Annotated in this window: 16 protein-coding genes; 6 read left to right on the top strand and 10 right to left on the bottom strand. The window is 65.5% G+C overall.

All coding sequences use genetic code 11. The features are described 5' to 3' along the window. The first annotated feature begins 126 nt into the window (after positions 1–126). On the top strand, positions 127–681 hold the full coding sequence (locus BN2156_RS25945) for a TetR/AcrR family transcriptional regulator (protein ID WP_090517860.1): 555 nt from the start codon (positions 127–129) through the stop codon (positions 679–681). Here BN2156_RS25945 and BN2156_RS25940 read toward each other — a convergent pair. The 4 genes from BN2156_RS25940 to BN2156_RS25925 all read right to left on the bottom strand — a co-directional run bounded on the left by BN2156_RS25940 (position 678) and on the right by BN2156_RS25925 (position 5,654). Then, the gene (locus BN2156_RS25940; RefSeq protein ID WP_090517859.1) at positions 678–1,562 is read right to left on the bottom strand and encodes a formylglycine-generating enzyme family protein; all 885 of its coding nucleotides are present in this window, start codon (positions 1,560–1,562) and stop codon (positions 678–680) included. The genes BN2156_RS25945 and BN2156_RS25940 overlap by 4 nt on opposite strands. Before the next feature lie 78 nt (positions 1,563–1,640). Further along, entirely contained in the window at positions 1,641–2,546 is a 906-nt protein-coding gene (locus BN2156_RS25935; protein WP_162839260.1) for an HAD family hydrolase, read from the bottom strand. Then, entirely contained in the window at positions 2,543–4,096 is a 1,554-nt protein-coding gene (locus BN2156_RS25930; protein ID WP_090517857.1) for an arylsulfatase, read from the bottom strand. The genes BN2156_RS25935 and BN2156_RS25930 overlap by 4 nt, the downstream gene beginning before the upstream one ends. Before the next feature lie 16 nt (positions 4,097–4,112). Continuing rightward, positions 4,113–5,654, bottom strand: coding sequence for an arylsulfatase (locus BN2156_RS25925; protein WP_090517856.1), 1,542 nt, complete (start codon positions 5,652–5,654; stop codon positions 4,113–4,115). Between the two features lie 141 nt (positions 5,655–5,795). On the opposite strand from BN2156_RS25925, the gene BN2156_RS25920 reads away from it, so the two are divergent. Both BN2156_RS25920 and BN2156_RS25915 read left to right on the top strand, forming a co-directional pair. Beyond that, positions 5,796–6,869, top strand: a complete 1,074-nt coding sequence (locus BN2156_RS25920; RefSeq protein WP_090517855.1) for a tellurite resistance/C4-dicarboxylate transporter family protein — start codon at positions 5,796–5,798, stop codon at positions 6,867–6,869. 1 nt (position 6,870) lies between these two features. Beyond that, entirely contained in the window at positions 6,871–7,146 is a 276-nt protein-coding gene (locus BN2156_RS25915; RefSeq protein WP_019347569.1) for a dsRBD fold-containing protein, read from the top strand. Positions 7,147–7,157: 11 nt separating this feature from the next. Here BN2156_RS25915 and BN2156_RS25910 read toward each other — a convergent pair whose 3' ends face one another. The 4 genes from BN2156_RS25910 to BN2156_RS25895 form a co-directional block, all read right to left on the bottom strand. Beyond that, the gene (locus BN2156_RS25910) at positions 7,158–8,243 is read right to left on the bottom strand and encodes a 3-beta-hydroxysteroid dehydrogenase (RefSeq protein ID WP_090518560.1); all 1,086 of its coding nucleotides are present in this window, start codon (positions 8,241–8,243) and stop codon (positions 7,158–7,160) included. A gap of 63 nt (positions 8,244–8,306) precedes the next feature. Further along, entirely contained in the window at positions 8,307–8,519 is a 213-nt protein-coding gene (locus BN2156_RS25905) for an exodeoxyribonuclease VII small subunit (protein WP_019347571.1), read from the bottom strand. An 8-nt stretch (positions 8,520–8,527) separates the two neighbouring features. Further along, positions 8,528–9,757: an exodeoxyribonuclease VII large subunit gene (xseA, locus tag BN2156_RS25900; protein ID WP_090517854.1), complete on the bottom strand. Its 1,230-nt coding sequence runs from the start codon at positions 9,755–9,757 to the stop codon at positions 8,528–8,530. Further along, the gene (locus BN2156_RS25895) at positions 9,754–10,332 is read right to left on the bottom strand and encodes a lipid droplet-associated protein (RefSeq protein ID WP_090517853.1); all 579 of its coding nucleotides are present in this window, start codon (positions 10,330–10,332) and stop codon (positions 9,754–9,756) included. Before BN2156_RS25895 ends, xseA begins: the two co-directional genes overlap by 4 nt. A 62-nt stretch (positions 10,333–10,394) precedes the next feature. On the opposite strand from BN2156_RS25895, the gene BN2156_RS25890 reads away from it, so the two are divergent. Beyond that, complete coding sequence (locus tag BN2156_RS25890) at positions 10,395–11,408, top strand: 4-hydroxy-3-methylbut-2-enyl diphosphate reductase (RefSeq protein ID WP_090517852.1); 1,014 nt, start codon at positions 10,395–10,397, stop codon at positions 11,406–11,408. Positions 11,409–11,440: 32 nt separating this feature from the next. On the opposite strand, the gene BN2156_RS31465 is transcribed toward BN2156_RS25890, so the two are convergent. After that, on the bottom strand, positions 11,441–11,740 hold the full coding sequence (locus BN2156_RS31465) for a hypothetical protein (protein WP_328287106.1): 300 nt from the start codon (positions 11,738–11,740) through the stop codon (positions 11,441–11,443). Continuing rightward, positions 11,688–12,398, bottom strand: a complete 711-nt coding sequence (locus BN2156_RS25885; protein ID WP_328287105.1) for a DUF6542 domain-containing protein — start codon at positions 12,396–12,398, stop codon at positions 11,688–11,690. Before BN2156_RS25885 ends, BN2156_RS31465 begins: the two co-directional genes overlap by 53 nt. Positions 12,399–12,482: 84 nt before the next feature. Between BN2156_RS25885 and ychF the strand changes: the two genes are divergently transcribed. Both ychF and BN2156_RS25875 read left to right on the top strand, forming a co-directional pair. Continuing rightward, positions 12,483–13,556 (top strand): redox-regulated ATPase YchF, encoded by a 1,074-nt coding sequence (ychF, locus tag BN2156_RS25880; RefSeq protein WP_055116659.1) that lies wholly within the window; start codon positions 12,483–12,485, stop codon positions 13,554–13,556. Between the two features lie 28 nt (positions 13,557–13,584). Continuing rightward, positions 13,585–13,938, top strand: a complete 354-nt coding sequence (locus BN2156_RS25875) for a DUF1801 domain-containing protein (RefSeq protein ID WP_235625501.1) — start codon at positions 13,585–13,587, stop codon at positions 13,936–13,938. Positions 13,939–13,948: the final 10 nt, after the last annotated feature.

Below are 13,948 nucleotides of genomic sequence, written 5' to 3'. Positions count from 1 at the left end.
GCCCGGGCAGGTTGATATCTCCAGGTCGGCGGGCCGCGGCGAGGGCGTCTCAGCGCAGGGCGGTGACCTGCGTATCCGGTGAGAATTATTCGGAGTTCTGTCTCATCGCGCGATAAATTGGATGTCATGTCTCCCAAGGGTGCGGATTGGTTGGTCGGTGGCGACCGACGTGCCGCGGCGGCCGAGCGTATCTATGCCGCGGCCGCCGAGATGGCAGCCCGCGACGGGCTCGACGCACTGGACATCGATTCGCTGGCCGCTAGGGTGCACTGCTCGCGCGCGACGATCTACCGGCACGCGGGCGGCAAGGCGCAGATCCGCGACGCGGTGCTCGCCCGGTTGGCCGCCTCGATCGTGGGGGAGGTGCGTCGAGCGGTCGACGGCCTGACCGGAGCGCAACGCGTCCTCACCGCCATTACCGTTGCACTGCAACGTATTCGAGCCGATCCGATGTTCAATCTGCTGCTCGGCTCGCTGCGCGGCGAAGGTGGGATGGCGGATCTGGCGCGATCGCCGGTGCCGGCCGCGTTCGCCACCGAACTCACCGGGCTGGACGAGGACGACCCGGCGGCCGCGGCATGGATTGTGCGTCTGGTCCTGTCGCTGCTGGTCTGGCCGGGGTCAGACGAGGCTGCCGAGCAGGAGATCCTGAGGCGCTTCGTGGCACCAGCCTTCGGTTAGGGCCGTTTGATACATCGAAAACTGATGTGGCTCATGCCGGTATCCACCATCTGAGGCCGCCGCGCAGCGGGGCGGTACCGCATGCAGTAGCTGTCGGCGCACAGGAACGAGCCGCCCTTGATCACCTTACGCCCGATCTGGAACTGCGGCTGGTTCGGGTCGTAGGTCTCGGCGGCACAGCACGGCGTGGTGGCCCGGTCCTCGCCGTACCAGTCGGTGGTCCACTCCCAGGCATTGCCCGCCATGTCGAACAGGCCGTAGCCGTTGGGTTCGAAGCTGCCGACCGGTTTGGTTGTCCCGTATCCGGTGTCGGGGAGGTACGGAAACTCGCCGTGCCAGTAGTTCGCCAGCCGCTGTCCGGGCGGCTCGGGTTCGTCGCCCCAGGTGTAGGCCGCCGCGGACAGGCCGCCGCGGGCCGCGATCTCCCACTCCGCTTCGGTCGGCAGCTCCAGGCCCGCCCAGTCCGCATACGCCGCGGCGTCGTCAAAGGCGATGTGCACCACGGGATGTTGCTCACGCCCCTTCAACGAGGAGCGTGGCCCCCTGGGGTGATTCCAGCACGCGCCCGGCGTCCACGCCCACCATTGGCTGATGTGCCGCAGGTCCACCGGGCCCGCCGTGCGCTGGAACACCATCGAGCCGGGCACCAGGTTTTCCGGTGGGGCGCCGGGGAAGTCCTCCGGGTTCACCGGACGCTCGGCGACGGTGACATACCCGGTGGCCTCGACGAATTCGGCGTAGTCGGCATTGGTCACCTGATGGCGCTGAATCCAGAACCCCGCGGTGGTGACCTCGCGGGCCGGCGCTTCCTCGGGGTAGTGCTCGTCAGAGCCGAGGATTGTCGTCTGCTCGGGAATCCAGACCAGAGCTGTTGCCGTCATGCATCGACTCTGCGGTGAGGGCGAGGTTTACTCGCACTTTTGCGCCTTGGACGCAGAGTCGATGACCTCAGTGCGAACTCAGTCAAAGACCGACGTCCAATCGTCACGCATGCTTGCGACCGCCCAGCCGCTGGACTCCGCCAAGTCCAGCGCCTTCTCGGCGCCTGCGGTGTAGGAGAATTCGCGGGCGGCATCGTCGTGACGGACCAGCAGACCCAACGACGGGCCTGGCCCGCCGGCGGTGTACTGCAGCATCTGGATGTCGCCGTTGGAGTTGCCCGCCGCGAAGATCGGCCGACGCCCGACGCGTCCCCAGATACGCACTGCCTTGACCGGGCCGTCGTTCAGGAATTCCGGTGTGGCTGTTGTCCTGAGTTCGCCGTCGACGAAATCCAGGCCCACCGAGCTGCCGATCACCCGCTCCGGCGGAACGCCGTACATCGACGGGGTCACCGGGCGCATGAAATCGCGGCCGCCGCCGGAGACGATGTAGTTCGTGAAGCCGTTGGTCTCCAGATACCGCAGCAGTTCGATCATCGGCAGATACCCGCACGCGGTGTACGGACGTCCCAACGACGGGTGTCGCGCCTCGGCGAAGAAATCCTTGATCCGGTCGGCGTGGTCTTCGACGGACATCCCGGCATAGGCCGAAAGGATTCCTCCGGCAAGAACTTTGAGTGCCGAATCGTCACCGTTGTAGTGCTTGGTGACAGCATCTCCGAACCAGGCCAGATCACCGGCCGCGGCAGCCTGATACGGCTGCTCGGCGGCCAGAGCGGGGTCGGCGGCTGCCTGTTCGGCCAGCCGGCGTACCAAGAAGTCCAATTGGATGTAGGCCGGCTTCTCGCACCAAAGGGTGCCGTCGTTGTCGAAGACCGCGACGCGCTCTTCGGGCGGCACCTGCTCGGTGGCGCGGCCCACGAAGTCGACGATCGCCGACTTCGTGGGCCCGTCGTTCCAGGAGTGCAGTTCTTCCACGCTCAGCCGCCCCGCGTGGCCAGGAACTTCTCGAGCTCCTCCACGGCGTGGTTGATGGTGAACGAGGCCGGCTCCTGACGGGGCGGGAACTCTTTGAAGGTTTCCAGGAACTGGTTGACGATCGCTCCGGCGTAGAACATGAGGTACAGGCGATCGATCACCCAGTCCCAGTAGGTGTTCGACGTGACGTCGGCGTGTTCGAAAGGATCGGTGCGCAGGTTGAACAGCTTGGGGGCCCGCAGCTTGGTGAACGGTTCGAACCACACTTCCAGGGTGCCCTGGCAGCGTTGCTCCATGAAGACGACTTTCCAGTTGTCGGCACGGACACCCAGCACATCGCCGTCGTCGGAGAAGTAGATCATTCCGCGGCGTGGGGATCTGTCGACCTCACCGGTGAGATAGGGCAGCAAGTTGTACCCGTCGACGTGCACCTTGTATTCGGTCTGCCCGTCGGCCCCGGCCTTGTAGCCCTTCTTGAGCTTCTCCACGATGTCGGGGTCGCCTGCTGCCGCGACGAAGGTCGGCAGCCAGTCATGGTGTTGCACAATCTCGTTCGAGACCGAACCGGCCTTGATCTTTCCGGGCCAGCGGATCATTTCGGGAATGCGGAAGGCGCCTTCCCAGTTGGTGTTCTTCTCGCTGCGGAACGGGGTGGTGGCACCATCGGGCCAGCTGTTGGCATGCGGTCCGTTGTCGGTGGAGTAGATGACGATGGTGTCTTCGGCGATGCCGAGTTCGTCGACCAGGTCCAACAGCGTCCCGACGTGACCGTCGTGGTCGATCATCGTGTCGTGGTAGGGGGACTGCCAGCGTCCGGCCTGGCCTCTGCTCTCCGGCTTCGTGTGTGTCCGGAAATGCATGTGGGTCGCGTTCATCCACACAAAGAACGGGGTGTCGGAATCATGTTGACGTTTGATGAAATCCACACAGGCCGCGGTGGTTTCATCGTCGATGGTCTCCATGCGCTTCTTCGTCAGCGGGCCGGTGTCCTCGATCCGCTGCTTGCCGACGGGTCCGTATCGTGGATCAACGTCGCCAGCGTCCTCGTCGGTGGCCCATGAGTGGATGACGCCGCGGGGCAGTAGCGCCTTGCGGAGCAGGGGTGCTTCTTGCTCGGTCGGGTAGTCCTCGTGCTCGGGCTCCTCTTCGGCGTTGAGGTGGTACAGGTTGCCGAAGAACTCATCGAATCCGTGCGCCGTTGGTAGGTACTTGTTCAGATCGCCCAGGTGATTCTTGCCGAATTGCCCTGTGGCATAACCCAATGGCTTCAGCAGCTCGGCGATGGTCGGGTCTTCCTTCTGCAGACCCACGTCCACGCCGGGCATGCCCACCTTGCTCATCCCGGTCCGGTAGACACTCTGACCGGTGATGAACGAAGCCCGGCCCGCGGTGCAGCTCTGTTCACCGTACGAGTCGGTGAAAAGCATTCCCTCATTGGCGATCCGGTCGATGTTGGGGGTCTGGTAGCCCATCATTCCCCGGCTATAGCAACTCAGATTCCAGATCCCGATGTCGTCACCCCAGATGACGAGGATGTTGGGTTTTCCGTTGGGCATTCGCGAGTCCTTCCTGTCAGTCCTTGGCGAGGAACTTTTCGAGCTTTTCCACAGCTTGGTCGATGGTGAAGCTGGCCGGCGCGTGCCGCGGCGGGAACTCCTTGAACGTGTCGAGGAACTTCGTCGCCATCGCGATCGCGTAGAACACGAAGTAGTCGTGGTGCAGGAACCAGTCGTAATAGGTGTTGGACGTCAGATCGGCGTATTCGTACGGGTCGGTCCGCAGATTGAACAGCTTCGGCAGCCGCAGGTGGGTGAACGGCTCGGCCCAGATCCGCAGAGTACCTTGGCAGCGCTGCTCCATGAACACGACTTTCCAGTTCTCGAACCGCAGGGCCACGAGGTCGCCGTCGTCGGAGAAGTAGAAGAACCCGCGCCGCGGGCTGGCCTCGACTTCTCCGGTCAGATAGGGCAGTAGGTTGAACCCGTCGATGTGCACCTTGTATTCGATGTCACCGATCTTGTGGCCCTTCTTCAGCTTGTCACTGATGTCCGGGTCACCCGCTGCGGCCAGCAGTGTGGGCAGCCAGTCGTGGTGCTGGATGATCTCGTTGGAGACGCTGCCCGCCTTGATCTTCCCCGGCCAGCGGATCATTTCCGGCACCCGGAAGGCGCCCTCCCAGTTGGTGTCCTTCTCGCTGCGGAAGGGAGTGGTGCCGCCGTCGGGCCAGGTGTTGCGGTGCGGTCCGTTGTCGGTCGAATAGATGACGATGGTGTCCTCGGCGATCCCGAGCTCGTCGAGCACATCCAGCACGGTGCCCACGTTGCGGTCGTGGTCGATCATCGTGTCGTGGTAGGGCGACTGCCACAGGCCGGCCTGCCCACGGCTTTCGGGCTTGGTGTGGGTGTAGACGTGCATGTGGGTGAAGTTGCACCACACGAAGAACGGATTGCCCGCCTCGTGCTGGCGTTTGATGTAGTCGACGGTCCGGTCTGCGATGTCCTCGTCGATGGTCTCCATCCGCTTGGTGTCCAGCGGACCGGTGTCGATGATGGTCTGCTTGCCGATAGGCCCGAATTTCGGGTCGTCGGGCTCGGGCGACACCTCGGTGGCGGCCTTGCAGTCCAGCACGCCGCGAGGCATGGCCAGCTGATGCAGAACGGGGAACTGGTCGGCGTGCGGGTAGTCGAATTGTTCGGGCTCTTCCTCGGCGTTCAGGTGGTAGAGGTTGCCATAGAACTCATCGAAGCCGTGCAGGGTCGGCAGGTACTTGTTGAGATCACCGAAGTGGTTCTTGCCGAACTGCCCCGTCGCATAACCGAGCGGTTTGAGCAGCTCGGCGATCGTGGGATCCTCGGCGGCCCAACCGATGTCGAACCCTGGTGCACCCACTTTGCTCATCCCGGTGCGATAGACACTCTGCCCACTGATGAAGGCCGCCCGCCCGGCGGTGCAGCTTTGCTCACCGTAGGAATCGGTGAAGCGCATGCCCTCGTCCGCCAGGCGGTCGATGTTCGGGGTGCGGTAGCCCATCAGGCCGTCGCTGTAGCAACTCAGGTTGCTGATGCCGATGTCGTCGCCCCAGATCACCAAGATGTTCGGTTTGCCGTTTGGCATTGTCGGCTCCCTCGCCCGTTTCGATCGTTCCCCGATCCGATTTCGACAGTAGGCGCTCGGTGACGTGCGGGGCATCGCTTCACGCCCCTGTCGCCTGAAATTTAGGCATCAGCCGGACCATCCAGTGGTATGACCAGATCCATGAGCGAGCCGACCGGACGTGAGGCGGTGCGCACCCTGCATCCCGGCTACTTCGCCCTTGTCATGGCCACCGGAATTCTGTCCATCGCGATGAATTACCACCGGGCCTACGCACTTTCGGTGGTGCTGTTGTGGGTGGCGGCGATCGCCTATGTGGTCCTGGTGGTCCTCACAGTGGCACGCACCGTCTTCTACCGCCGTGAATTCGTTGCCGACCTGACCGATCCGAGCCGCGGTTTCGCCATGTTCACGTTCGTGGCGGCAACGTGTGTGGTCGGCACCCGACTGGCCGCCGATGGCCACTACGGGCTGGCGTTCGCGCTCCTGGCAATCGGCTGGGCCGCGTGGATGGTGCTGGGCTATGTGGTGCCCTGGACTGCGGTTCTCGGCCAGGCCGTGCGGCCGGTGCTGCAACGCGCCAACGGCACCTGGTTCATCTGGGTGGTGGCCAGCCAGTCCGTCGCCGTGCTGGCCGCGGCATTGCAACCCGAAATCGCCGAGGGACGATCGGAATTGGCGTTGTTGGCGGTGTTCTCGTGGTCGGTTGGGATATTTCTGTACGGCGCAGCGGGCATCTTCGTGGCCGTCCGGCTCCTGGTGTATCCCCTGCTGCCCACCGATCTCACGCCGCCGTATTGGGTGGCGATGGGTGCCACCGCCATCACCGTGGTGGCCGGGGCCCGCATCGTGGAGATGGCGGACGCCCCGATGGTCGCGGCCACTCGCGGTCTCATCGCCGGGGCATCCGTGTTCTTCTGGGCCTTCGGTACCTGGCTGATTCCGCCGTTGATCGCTGCGGGGATCTGGCGGCACCTGGTCCATCGCATCCCGGTGCGCTACGACGCCACGTGGTGGAGCGTGGTCTTCCCGCTCGGCATGTACGGCGTCGGTGGCCACTACCTCGGCCAGGCCGACCAGTTGCCGATCGTGCAGTACATCGGGTACGCCGAGAGCTGGGTCGCGCTGGCGGCGTGGGCCGTGGCCTTCGTGGCGATGCTGCACCACCTTTTCGTCGCGCTGCGCCCTGGTGTCCGGACCGTATCGAGAGCACCCTTGGAGGTGGAGGGTGATTGACATGTACGACAAGGATCTGACCAACAAATGGCTCGTCGAGATCGAGTTCTCCGAAGACGAGATCCACACTCACGCCTCGGCCCGGGCACAGGTGCGCGACGACACCATGTCCACCACCGGTGATGCCTATCGAAACCCCAAGGACCCGGGCGCGCCGATGATCGGCGAGGAGATCGCCGCGGCCCGTGCGCTCATCGCATTGGGCAGCGATCTACTGCATGCCGCGTCGGCACGGATCGAACAGTCCACGCACCATCCGGTGCACCTGTACCGCTGAGCGGTAATCGCTCACGCGGTGACGGACTGCTTGGTGCCGGACTCCATCTGGCGGAACAGGTCGACGTAGTAGGGCATGCACTCGGCCATGGCCTGCTGGGTCGTGAACAACGGCTCATAGCCGAGGTCGCGGCGGGCCTTGGCGATCGAGAAGTAGTTGTTGAGGTAAAGCCGTTCCACCGCAAGCGGTTCGATCAACGGCTCGGGCAGGGCGAACCGGAAGTGCAGCCACTGCCAGGCCATCATCACCTTGTGCACCAGGCGGCCTGACACATAGAACGTCGGCAGCTTGCGGCCGCAGGCGGCAATCACCGGGCGGGCGAACTCGAACATGTTGATCGGCTCGCCGTCGTTGATGAAGTAGGCCTGTCCGGGGGCGGTGCCACCGGGGACCAGGTGCTGGCCGGCCAGGATGAATCCGTGGATCAGGTTGTGCACGTAGGAGTTGTCGAGCTTGATGTTCTTGTTGCCGACGAGCACCTTGACGTGGCCGGCGAGCACGTTCTCGAACACCTTGCGGAACATGGTCTGGTCGCCGCGGCCCCAGATACCGCTGGGACGGATCGCGCACGTCAGCATGTCGTGCTTGCCGTTCTCAGCGAGGACGAACTTCTCGGCGACCACCTTGGTCTCGGTGTAGAGGTCGTTGAACCGGGCGGTGTAGGGCATGGTCTCGTCACCGTTGACGATGTCCTGTCCGCCCATCACCACGCTGTTGGAAGCGGTGTAGACGAAGCGCTTGACGCCCGCCTGCTGGGCCGCGTGGACGAGGTTCTTGGTGCCCTCCACGTTGACCGCGAAGCTGCGCTGCCGGTACTCGTCGGTGACCGAGGCGCCGCCCATCAGGTCGATGATCGCCGCGGTGTGGATGATCGTGTCGATGTCCTTGACGGCCGCGGCGACGGTCTGCTGGTCGCAGATGTCGCCCTCGATGACCTCCAGGCCGGCGTGATCGCCCACCGGCGAGGGCACTCGGTCGAATGACCGCACCGCGTATCCGCGGTCGAGCAGTTCGTTCACCAGGTTGGCGCCGACGAAGCCGGAGCCCCCGGTCACCAGAACACGGCCGAGGTCGGTGGTCAAAGATGCGTCACCCATGACGGGCAGCATAACTGAAACAGGTTCCAGTTTCGAGCTTGATCAGCAAAAATGGTTGCTGGATCAATCTTCGTCAGACTCGCGCGCGGCCAGTGCCTGTTCGACGCGCTGCCGGGCTCCAGCTAAGTGTTCTTCACAGCGTTGCGCCAGCTTCTCGCCGCGTTCCCAGAGGTTGAGCGAAGCATCGAGATCCAGCCCGCCCTGCTCCAGCTGCTGCACGACCGCGATCAGCTCGTCACGGGCCTCTTCATAGCCCAATTCACTAATAGGCTTCATGCTCACCCTTACTCGCCACCCTCACTGACAGCCGAGACCACGCCGTCGGACACCCGCACCCGCAACCGGGTGCCGCTCGGTGCGTCGGCCACCGAACGCAGAACCGTCGGCGCGCCCGACGCCGGGACCGCCTGCACCACCGCGTAGCCGCGCGCGAGCGTGGCCGCCGGACCGAGCGCGGTCAGCCGCGCCGACAGGTGGCCGACGGTGTCGCTCTCCCCGGCGATCAGTCGCGTGATGTCGCGCTGCGCGGTGGCCCGAGCCCGCGCGATCTCGTCGGCCCGCGCGGACAGCCCCGCCAGGGGCTGCGCCAGCACCGGGCGGCTGCGCAACTGATCCAGGTGGTGCTGCTCGCGGTGCACCCAGTTGCGCAGGGCGCGGGCGCTGCGGCGGTGCAGATCGGTGATCAGGGCCTGTTCGGCGGCCGCATCGGGCACGATCCGCTTGGCCGCGTCGGTCGGGGTGGCCGCGCGCATGTCGGCGACGAGGTCGGACAGGGGAGTGTCGGGTTCGTGGCCGATCGCGCTCACCACCGGGGTGCGGCAGGCGACGATGGCCCGGCACAGCGTCTCGTCGGAGAACGGGAGCAGGTCCTCGACGCTGCCACCGCCGCGAGCCAGGACGATCACGTCCACCTCGTCGTCGGCATCCAGGGCCGCCAGGGCCTCTATGATCTGCGGCACCGCGTTGGGCCCCTGCACGATCGTGTTGCGGATCGCGAAGCGCACCGCGGGCCAGCGGGTTCCGGCGACCGTGGTCACGTCACGCTCGGCAGCCGACGCCCGGCCGGTGATCAGGCCGATGGTGTTGGGCAGGAACGGGATTGGCCGTTTGAGCCGCGGATCGAACAGTCCCTCGGCCTCCAGCAACCGGCGCAGGCGCTCGATCCTGGCCAACAGCTCACCGATCCCGACCGCGCGAATCTCGTTGACCCGCAACGAGAATGTGCCGCGGCCGGTGTAGAAGTTGGGTTTGCCGCAGATGATCACCTGCGTGCCCTCGGTCAGTTTGACCGGGGCATTGCGCACCAGATCGCGCGGGCACGTCAGCGTCAGCGACATGTCGGCCGCCGGATCACGCAGCACCATGAAGACGGTCTTGGAATCCGGGCGGATCTTGAGTTCGGTCAGCTGACCCTCGACCCACACCGTGCCAAGCCGGTCGATCCACTTCGCGACGCGGGTGGCGACCGCCCGGACCGGCCAGGGGTTCTCAGGTGACTGACCCGGTTCGGTCACTTCGCGGTCGCGCGGGTGATCCTGTTGGCGAGCAGCGTGACGAACGGTGCGCGGGCCCGGCCGGCCTCTTCATAGGCCAGCAGCGCCTCAAGGTCGGTCACCCGCAGCGAGGTCAACCGGGCGCGCAGCTGCGCCAGCGTCAACGCGTCGTACCCGAGCTCGCCGGCGATGTCGGGCGCGGCGCCCGCCTTGGTGGCACCCGAGGCCTTGCCGTTGCTCGCGGTGGCCGTCTCGGGCTCACCGGTGCTGTAGAGGGCGAAGCGTCCCTCGGTGCGCCGCTCACCGTCGCCGGCTGCGGGAGCTTCGGCTTCCTCATCGGAGCCCGAATCGAGGTCCTCGTCGAACGTGGCCCACTCGGGCTGCTCGTCCTTGGGCGGAAACAGCTGCTCGAGTGTCTCGTCGCCCTTGACCACCAGCTCGGCGAGGTTCTGCTGGACGTGCATGACGAGGTTGGCCGCCTGGCTGGCCACCGTCATGGGATAGGTCAGGATGGTTTGGGGCAGCTTGCGAGTTTCCTCGATCGCGGTCGCTGCCGCACCCACCAGCAGCCGGACCCCGTACGGTGCAGTTCCCATGTGCACAGACTAGCCACAGCCACGGTTGGCTCCGTTGTGTTGTCGCCCCGTACCCTGGAGACATGCCGCCGACAATCAACATGGGTATCCCGGGTGCCACGAGCTCGGTGAGGTCAGGCGGCGGTTCGCACGCTTCTGGCAAGCGGGTCCTGCTGGCCGAGCCTCGCGGGTACTGCGCGGGTGTGGACCGTGCCGTCGAGACCGTGGAACGCGCCCTGGAGAAGCACGGCGCGCCGGTCTACGTGCGCCACGAGATCGTGCACAACAAGCACGTGGTGGAGACGCTGGCCAAGGCCGGTGCGGTGTTCGTCGACGAGACCGACGAGGTGCCAGAAGGGGCCATCGTGGTCTTCTCCGCGCACGGCGTGGCACCGACCGTCCACGAGACCGCCGCTGAGCGCAGCCTGCAGGTCATCGACGCCACCTGCCCGCTGGTCACCAAGGTCCACAACGAGGCCAAGCGGTTCGCCCGCGACGATTTCGACATTCTGCTCATCGGCCACGAGGGCCACGAAGAGGTGGTCGGCACTGCCGGCGAGGCACCCGATCATGTCCAGGTTGTCGACAACCCGGATGCGGTGGACAAGGTCACGGTCCGGGACCCGGAGAAGGTCATCTGGTTGTCGCAGACGACGCTGAGCGTCGACGAGACCATGGAGACGGTGCGCCGCCTGCGCGAGAAGTTCCCGACGCTGCAGGATCCGCCGAGCGACGACATCTGCTACGCGACGCAGAACCGTCAGGTGGCCGTCAAGGCGATGGCCCCCGAATGCGAGCTCGTCATCGTGGTGGGCTCACGCAACTCGTCGAACTCGGTGCGGCTGGTCGAGGTGGCCCTCGGCGCCGGTTCGCAGGCGTCACATCTGGTGGACTACGCCGAAGACATCGACCCGGCCTGGCTGGAGGGCGTCACCACCGTGGGCGTCACCTCCGGGGCGTCAGTGCCCGAGGTACTGGTGCGCGGCGTGCTCGAGCGGCTTGCCGAATATGGCTACGGGACTGTGCAGCCGGTGACCACGGCCAACGAGACATTGGTGTTCGCACTGCCGCGTGAGATCCGTCCGCCGCGCTCCTGATCGGCCCCTGACCGGGGCAGCCCAACGCGCCGTCAGTCGTCGTACTCCCAGGAGTGCCGACCTCTGGCGGCTGTCCCCTTGGGCGACCGGGGGCGCGTGCGGTGCTCGACCCGGTGGTCCTCGTCCTCGGTACCGCGGTAACGCACGCGCGACACCGGATGATGCGTAGAACGGCCCGAACCTGTCGGCGGGTCGAACGATTCCTCGAACGGCTGGTAGTCGTCGAATCGGCGCCGCGGACGTTGCGGCCGCTCACGCGGGGTGTCGAACGAGCCCTTCTCACGTCGCTCCGGCGGCGGCTGCTTGCGGGGTTCGCGCGGCTGGGTCCGCACCCTTCTGCGGGGCTCGCCGCTCCCCGGCTCGGCCGAGCGCGGGGGCCGCGGACGCATCCTGCTCGGCAGTCCGGTCCCGGCGTGACGAGGCAGTAGCGGGTTTGCGGAGAACCAGCCCAGAAAGTTTCGCTGTGACAGATGACACAATTCCCGCGACCGGCGTTGCGCCGGTCTGTTTGGCCGTCGCGGGGTCGGTCGATTCGGCCGCGTCGGCCCCGCGGTGAGACGTCAGACCGACGTACCACCGGCCCAGCCCGATCAGCAGCACCGCCGCGGAGACGAACAGCATCAGCGGAAAGCGTTCGATCAGCGGATATCCGCAGTTGATCGCAAGGTCTTTCACTCCTGCGAGCTCGCCCCCGTGGAACAGGAAATAAGACCCGGGAACGGCTACGAACAGAATGAGCGGAGGCTGGATCACCGCGGTGAACAAACCGGCCTGCTGAACCGCCAGAACGGCCAGGATGCAGCCGAGGGAATAGCAGGTCGCGAACACCGCGCTGAGCTCGCGACTGCCCGAACCGGCATCGAAGGCAAAGCCGATCGCGGTTGCCGTGATCGCCACCAGCGCAGCTCCCCACCACGGCACACCGGCGAATCGCGGGTGTACAGAGCGGTGGTCAGCCGGCACTGCCGACTGTGCGCGCTGTCCTGACACACGTAGACCGTACCGGCTCAGTCTGGCCGTGTGCCGCCAGCTGGCGCTGGCGTGCCTGTCACACCGTCCTAGACTGTGTTCCCTGTGAGCCTGAACCTGGGAATCGTCGGTTTGCCCAACGTCGGAAAGTCGACCCTCTTCAACGCCCTGACGCGTAACGACGTGTTGGCGGCCAACTACCCGTTTGCGACCATCGAGCCCAATGAGGGCGTGGTGCCGCTGCCCGACCCCAGGCTCGACAAGCTCGCCGAGATCTTCGGCTCGGAGAAGACCGTGCCTGCGCCGGTGACGTTCGTCGACATCGCCGGGATCGTCAAAGGCGCCTCAGAGGGCGCCGGCCTCGGCAACAAGTTCCTGGCCAACATCCGCGAGTGCGATGCCATCTGCCAGGTGGTGCGCGTGTTCGCCGATGACGACGTGGTGCACGTCGACGGCCGGGTGGACCCGCGTTCGGACATCGAGGTGATCGAGACCGAGCTGATCCTGGCTGACATGCAGACGCTGGAGAAGGCGGTGCCGCGCCTGGAGAAGGAAGCCCGCAACAACAAGGAGCGCAAGCCGGTTCTGGACGCGGCGGTAGCGGCGCAGGCCGTGTTCGACGACGGCAAGACGCTCTTCTCGACCGGCAAGGACTGGTCGATCCTGCGCGAGCTGAACCTGATGACCACCAAGCCGTTCCTGTACGTGTTCAACGCCGACGAGTCGGTGCTCACCGATGAGGCGAAGCAGGCGGAACTGCGTGCGCTGGTGGCCCCGGCCGATGCGGTGTTCCTGGACGCCAAGATCGAATCGGAGCTGATCGAACTCGACGACGAGTCCGCCCAAGAGCTGCTGGAGTCGATCGGGCAGACCGAGCGCGGCCTGGACGCGCTGGCCCGCGCCGGCTTCCACACTTTGCGGCTGCAGACCTATCTGACGGCGGGGCCGAAGGAATCGCGCGCCTGGACCATTCACCAGGGCGATACCGCGCCCAAGGCCGCCGGCGTGATCCACACCGACTTCGAGAAGGGCTTCATCAAGGCCGAGGTGGTGTCCTTCGACGATCTCGTCGAGGCCGGTTCGATGGCCGCAGCCAAGGCCGCGGGCAAGGTCCGGATGGAAGGCAAGGACTACGTGATGGCCGACGGCGACGTGGTGGAGTTCCGCTTCAACGTGTAGTCCTGGCGGGCCTCCGAGCGTGGGGGATATGCACGGAATTTCCGCCATTCGCGTGCACAAGGCCCACGCTCGTCGGGCCGTCGCGGTTTGTGTCCCGGCCGAACCCGATGTCGTCGAGGAGATCAAGTGGCGCAAGCCATCGAACCCTGATGGCGTTCCGGCGTTCTCGCTCGACGGCCTAATCTGCACGCTGGAGATGTACAAGGGCAAGGTCAAGGTGAATTTCGCCAAGGGCTCGTCCGTCAGGGACCCCGACCATTTGTTCAACGCGAGCCTCGAGGCCCCGGTCGGGCGCTCCATCGACCTACGTGAAGATGACGAGTTGGACGCCAAAGCGTTCAAAGCGCTGATTCAAGAGGCAGTCCGGGTCAACCGCAAATAGGGCGCTGAAA

Source organism: Mycolicibacterium neworleansense, assembly GCF_001245615.1.
Classification (GTDB): domain Bacteria; phylum Actinomycetota; class Actinomycetes; order Mycobacteriales; family Mycobacteriaceae; genus Mycobacterium; species Mycobacterium neworleansense.
Note: the sequence above shows the minus strand (reverse complement) of the source record. Positions and strands in the feature narration are given on the sequence as shown.

What these genes read in the sequence shown, in the direction of transcription:
- BN2156_RS25945 (WP_090517860.1), top strand. Translation starts at nt 127, where the DNA reads ATGTCTCCCAAGGGTGCGGATTGGTTGGTCGGTGGCGACCGACGTGCC.
- BN2156_RS25940 (WP_090517859.1), bottom strand. Translation starts at nt 1,562, where the DNA reads ATGACGGCAACAGCTCTGGTCTGGATTCCCGAGCAGACGACAATCCTC.
- BN2156_RS25930 (WP_090517857.1), bottom strand. Translation starts at nt 4,096, where the DNA reads ATGCCCAACGGAAAACCCAACATCCTCGTCATCTGGGGTGACGACATC.
- BN2156_RS25925 (WP_090517856.1), bottom strand. Translation starts at nt 5,654, where the DNA reads ATGCCAAACGGCAAACCGAACATCTTGGTGATCTGGGGCGACGACATC.
- BN2156_RS25920 (WP_090517855.1), top strand. Translation starts at nt 5,796, where the DNA reads ATGAGCGAGCCGACCGGACGTGAGGCGGTGCGCACCCTGCATCCCGGC.
- BN2156_RS25915 (WP_019347569.1), top strand. Translation starts at nt 6,871, where the DNA reads ATGTACGACAAGGATCTGACCAACAAATGGCTCGTCGAGATCGAGTTC.
- BN2156_RS25910 (WP_090518560.1), bottom strand. Translation starts at nt 8,243, where the DNA reads ATGGGTGACGCATCTTTGACCACCGACCTCGGCCGTGTTCTGGTGACC.
- BN2156_RS25905 (WP_019347571.1), bottom strand. Translation starts at nt 8,519, where the DNA reads ATGAAGCCTATTAGTGAATTGGGCTATGAAGAGGCCCGTGACGAGCTG.
- BN2156_RS25895 (WP_090517853.1), bottom strand. Translation starts at nt 10,332, where the DNA reads ATGGGAACTGCACCGTACGGGGTCCGGCTGCTGGTGGGTGCGGCAGCG.
- BN2156_RS25890 (WP_090517852.1), top strand. Translation starts at nt 10,395, where the DNA reads ATGCCGCCGACAATCAACATGGGTATCCCGGGTGCCACGAGCTCGGTG.
- BN2156_RS25875 (WP_235625501.1), top strand. Translation starts at nt 13,585, where the DNA reads ATGCACGGAATTTCCGCCATTCGCGTGCACAAGGCCCACGCTCGTCGG.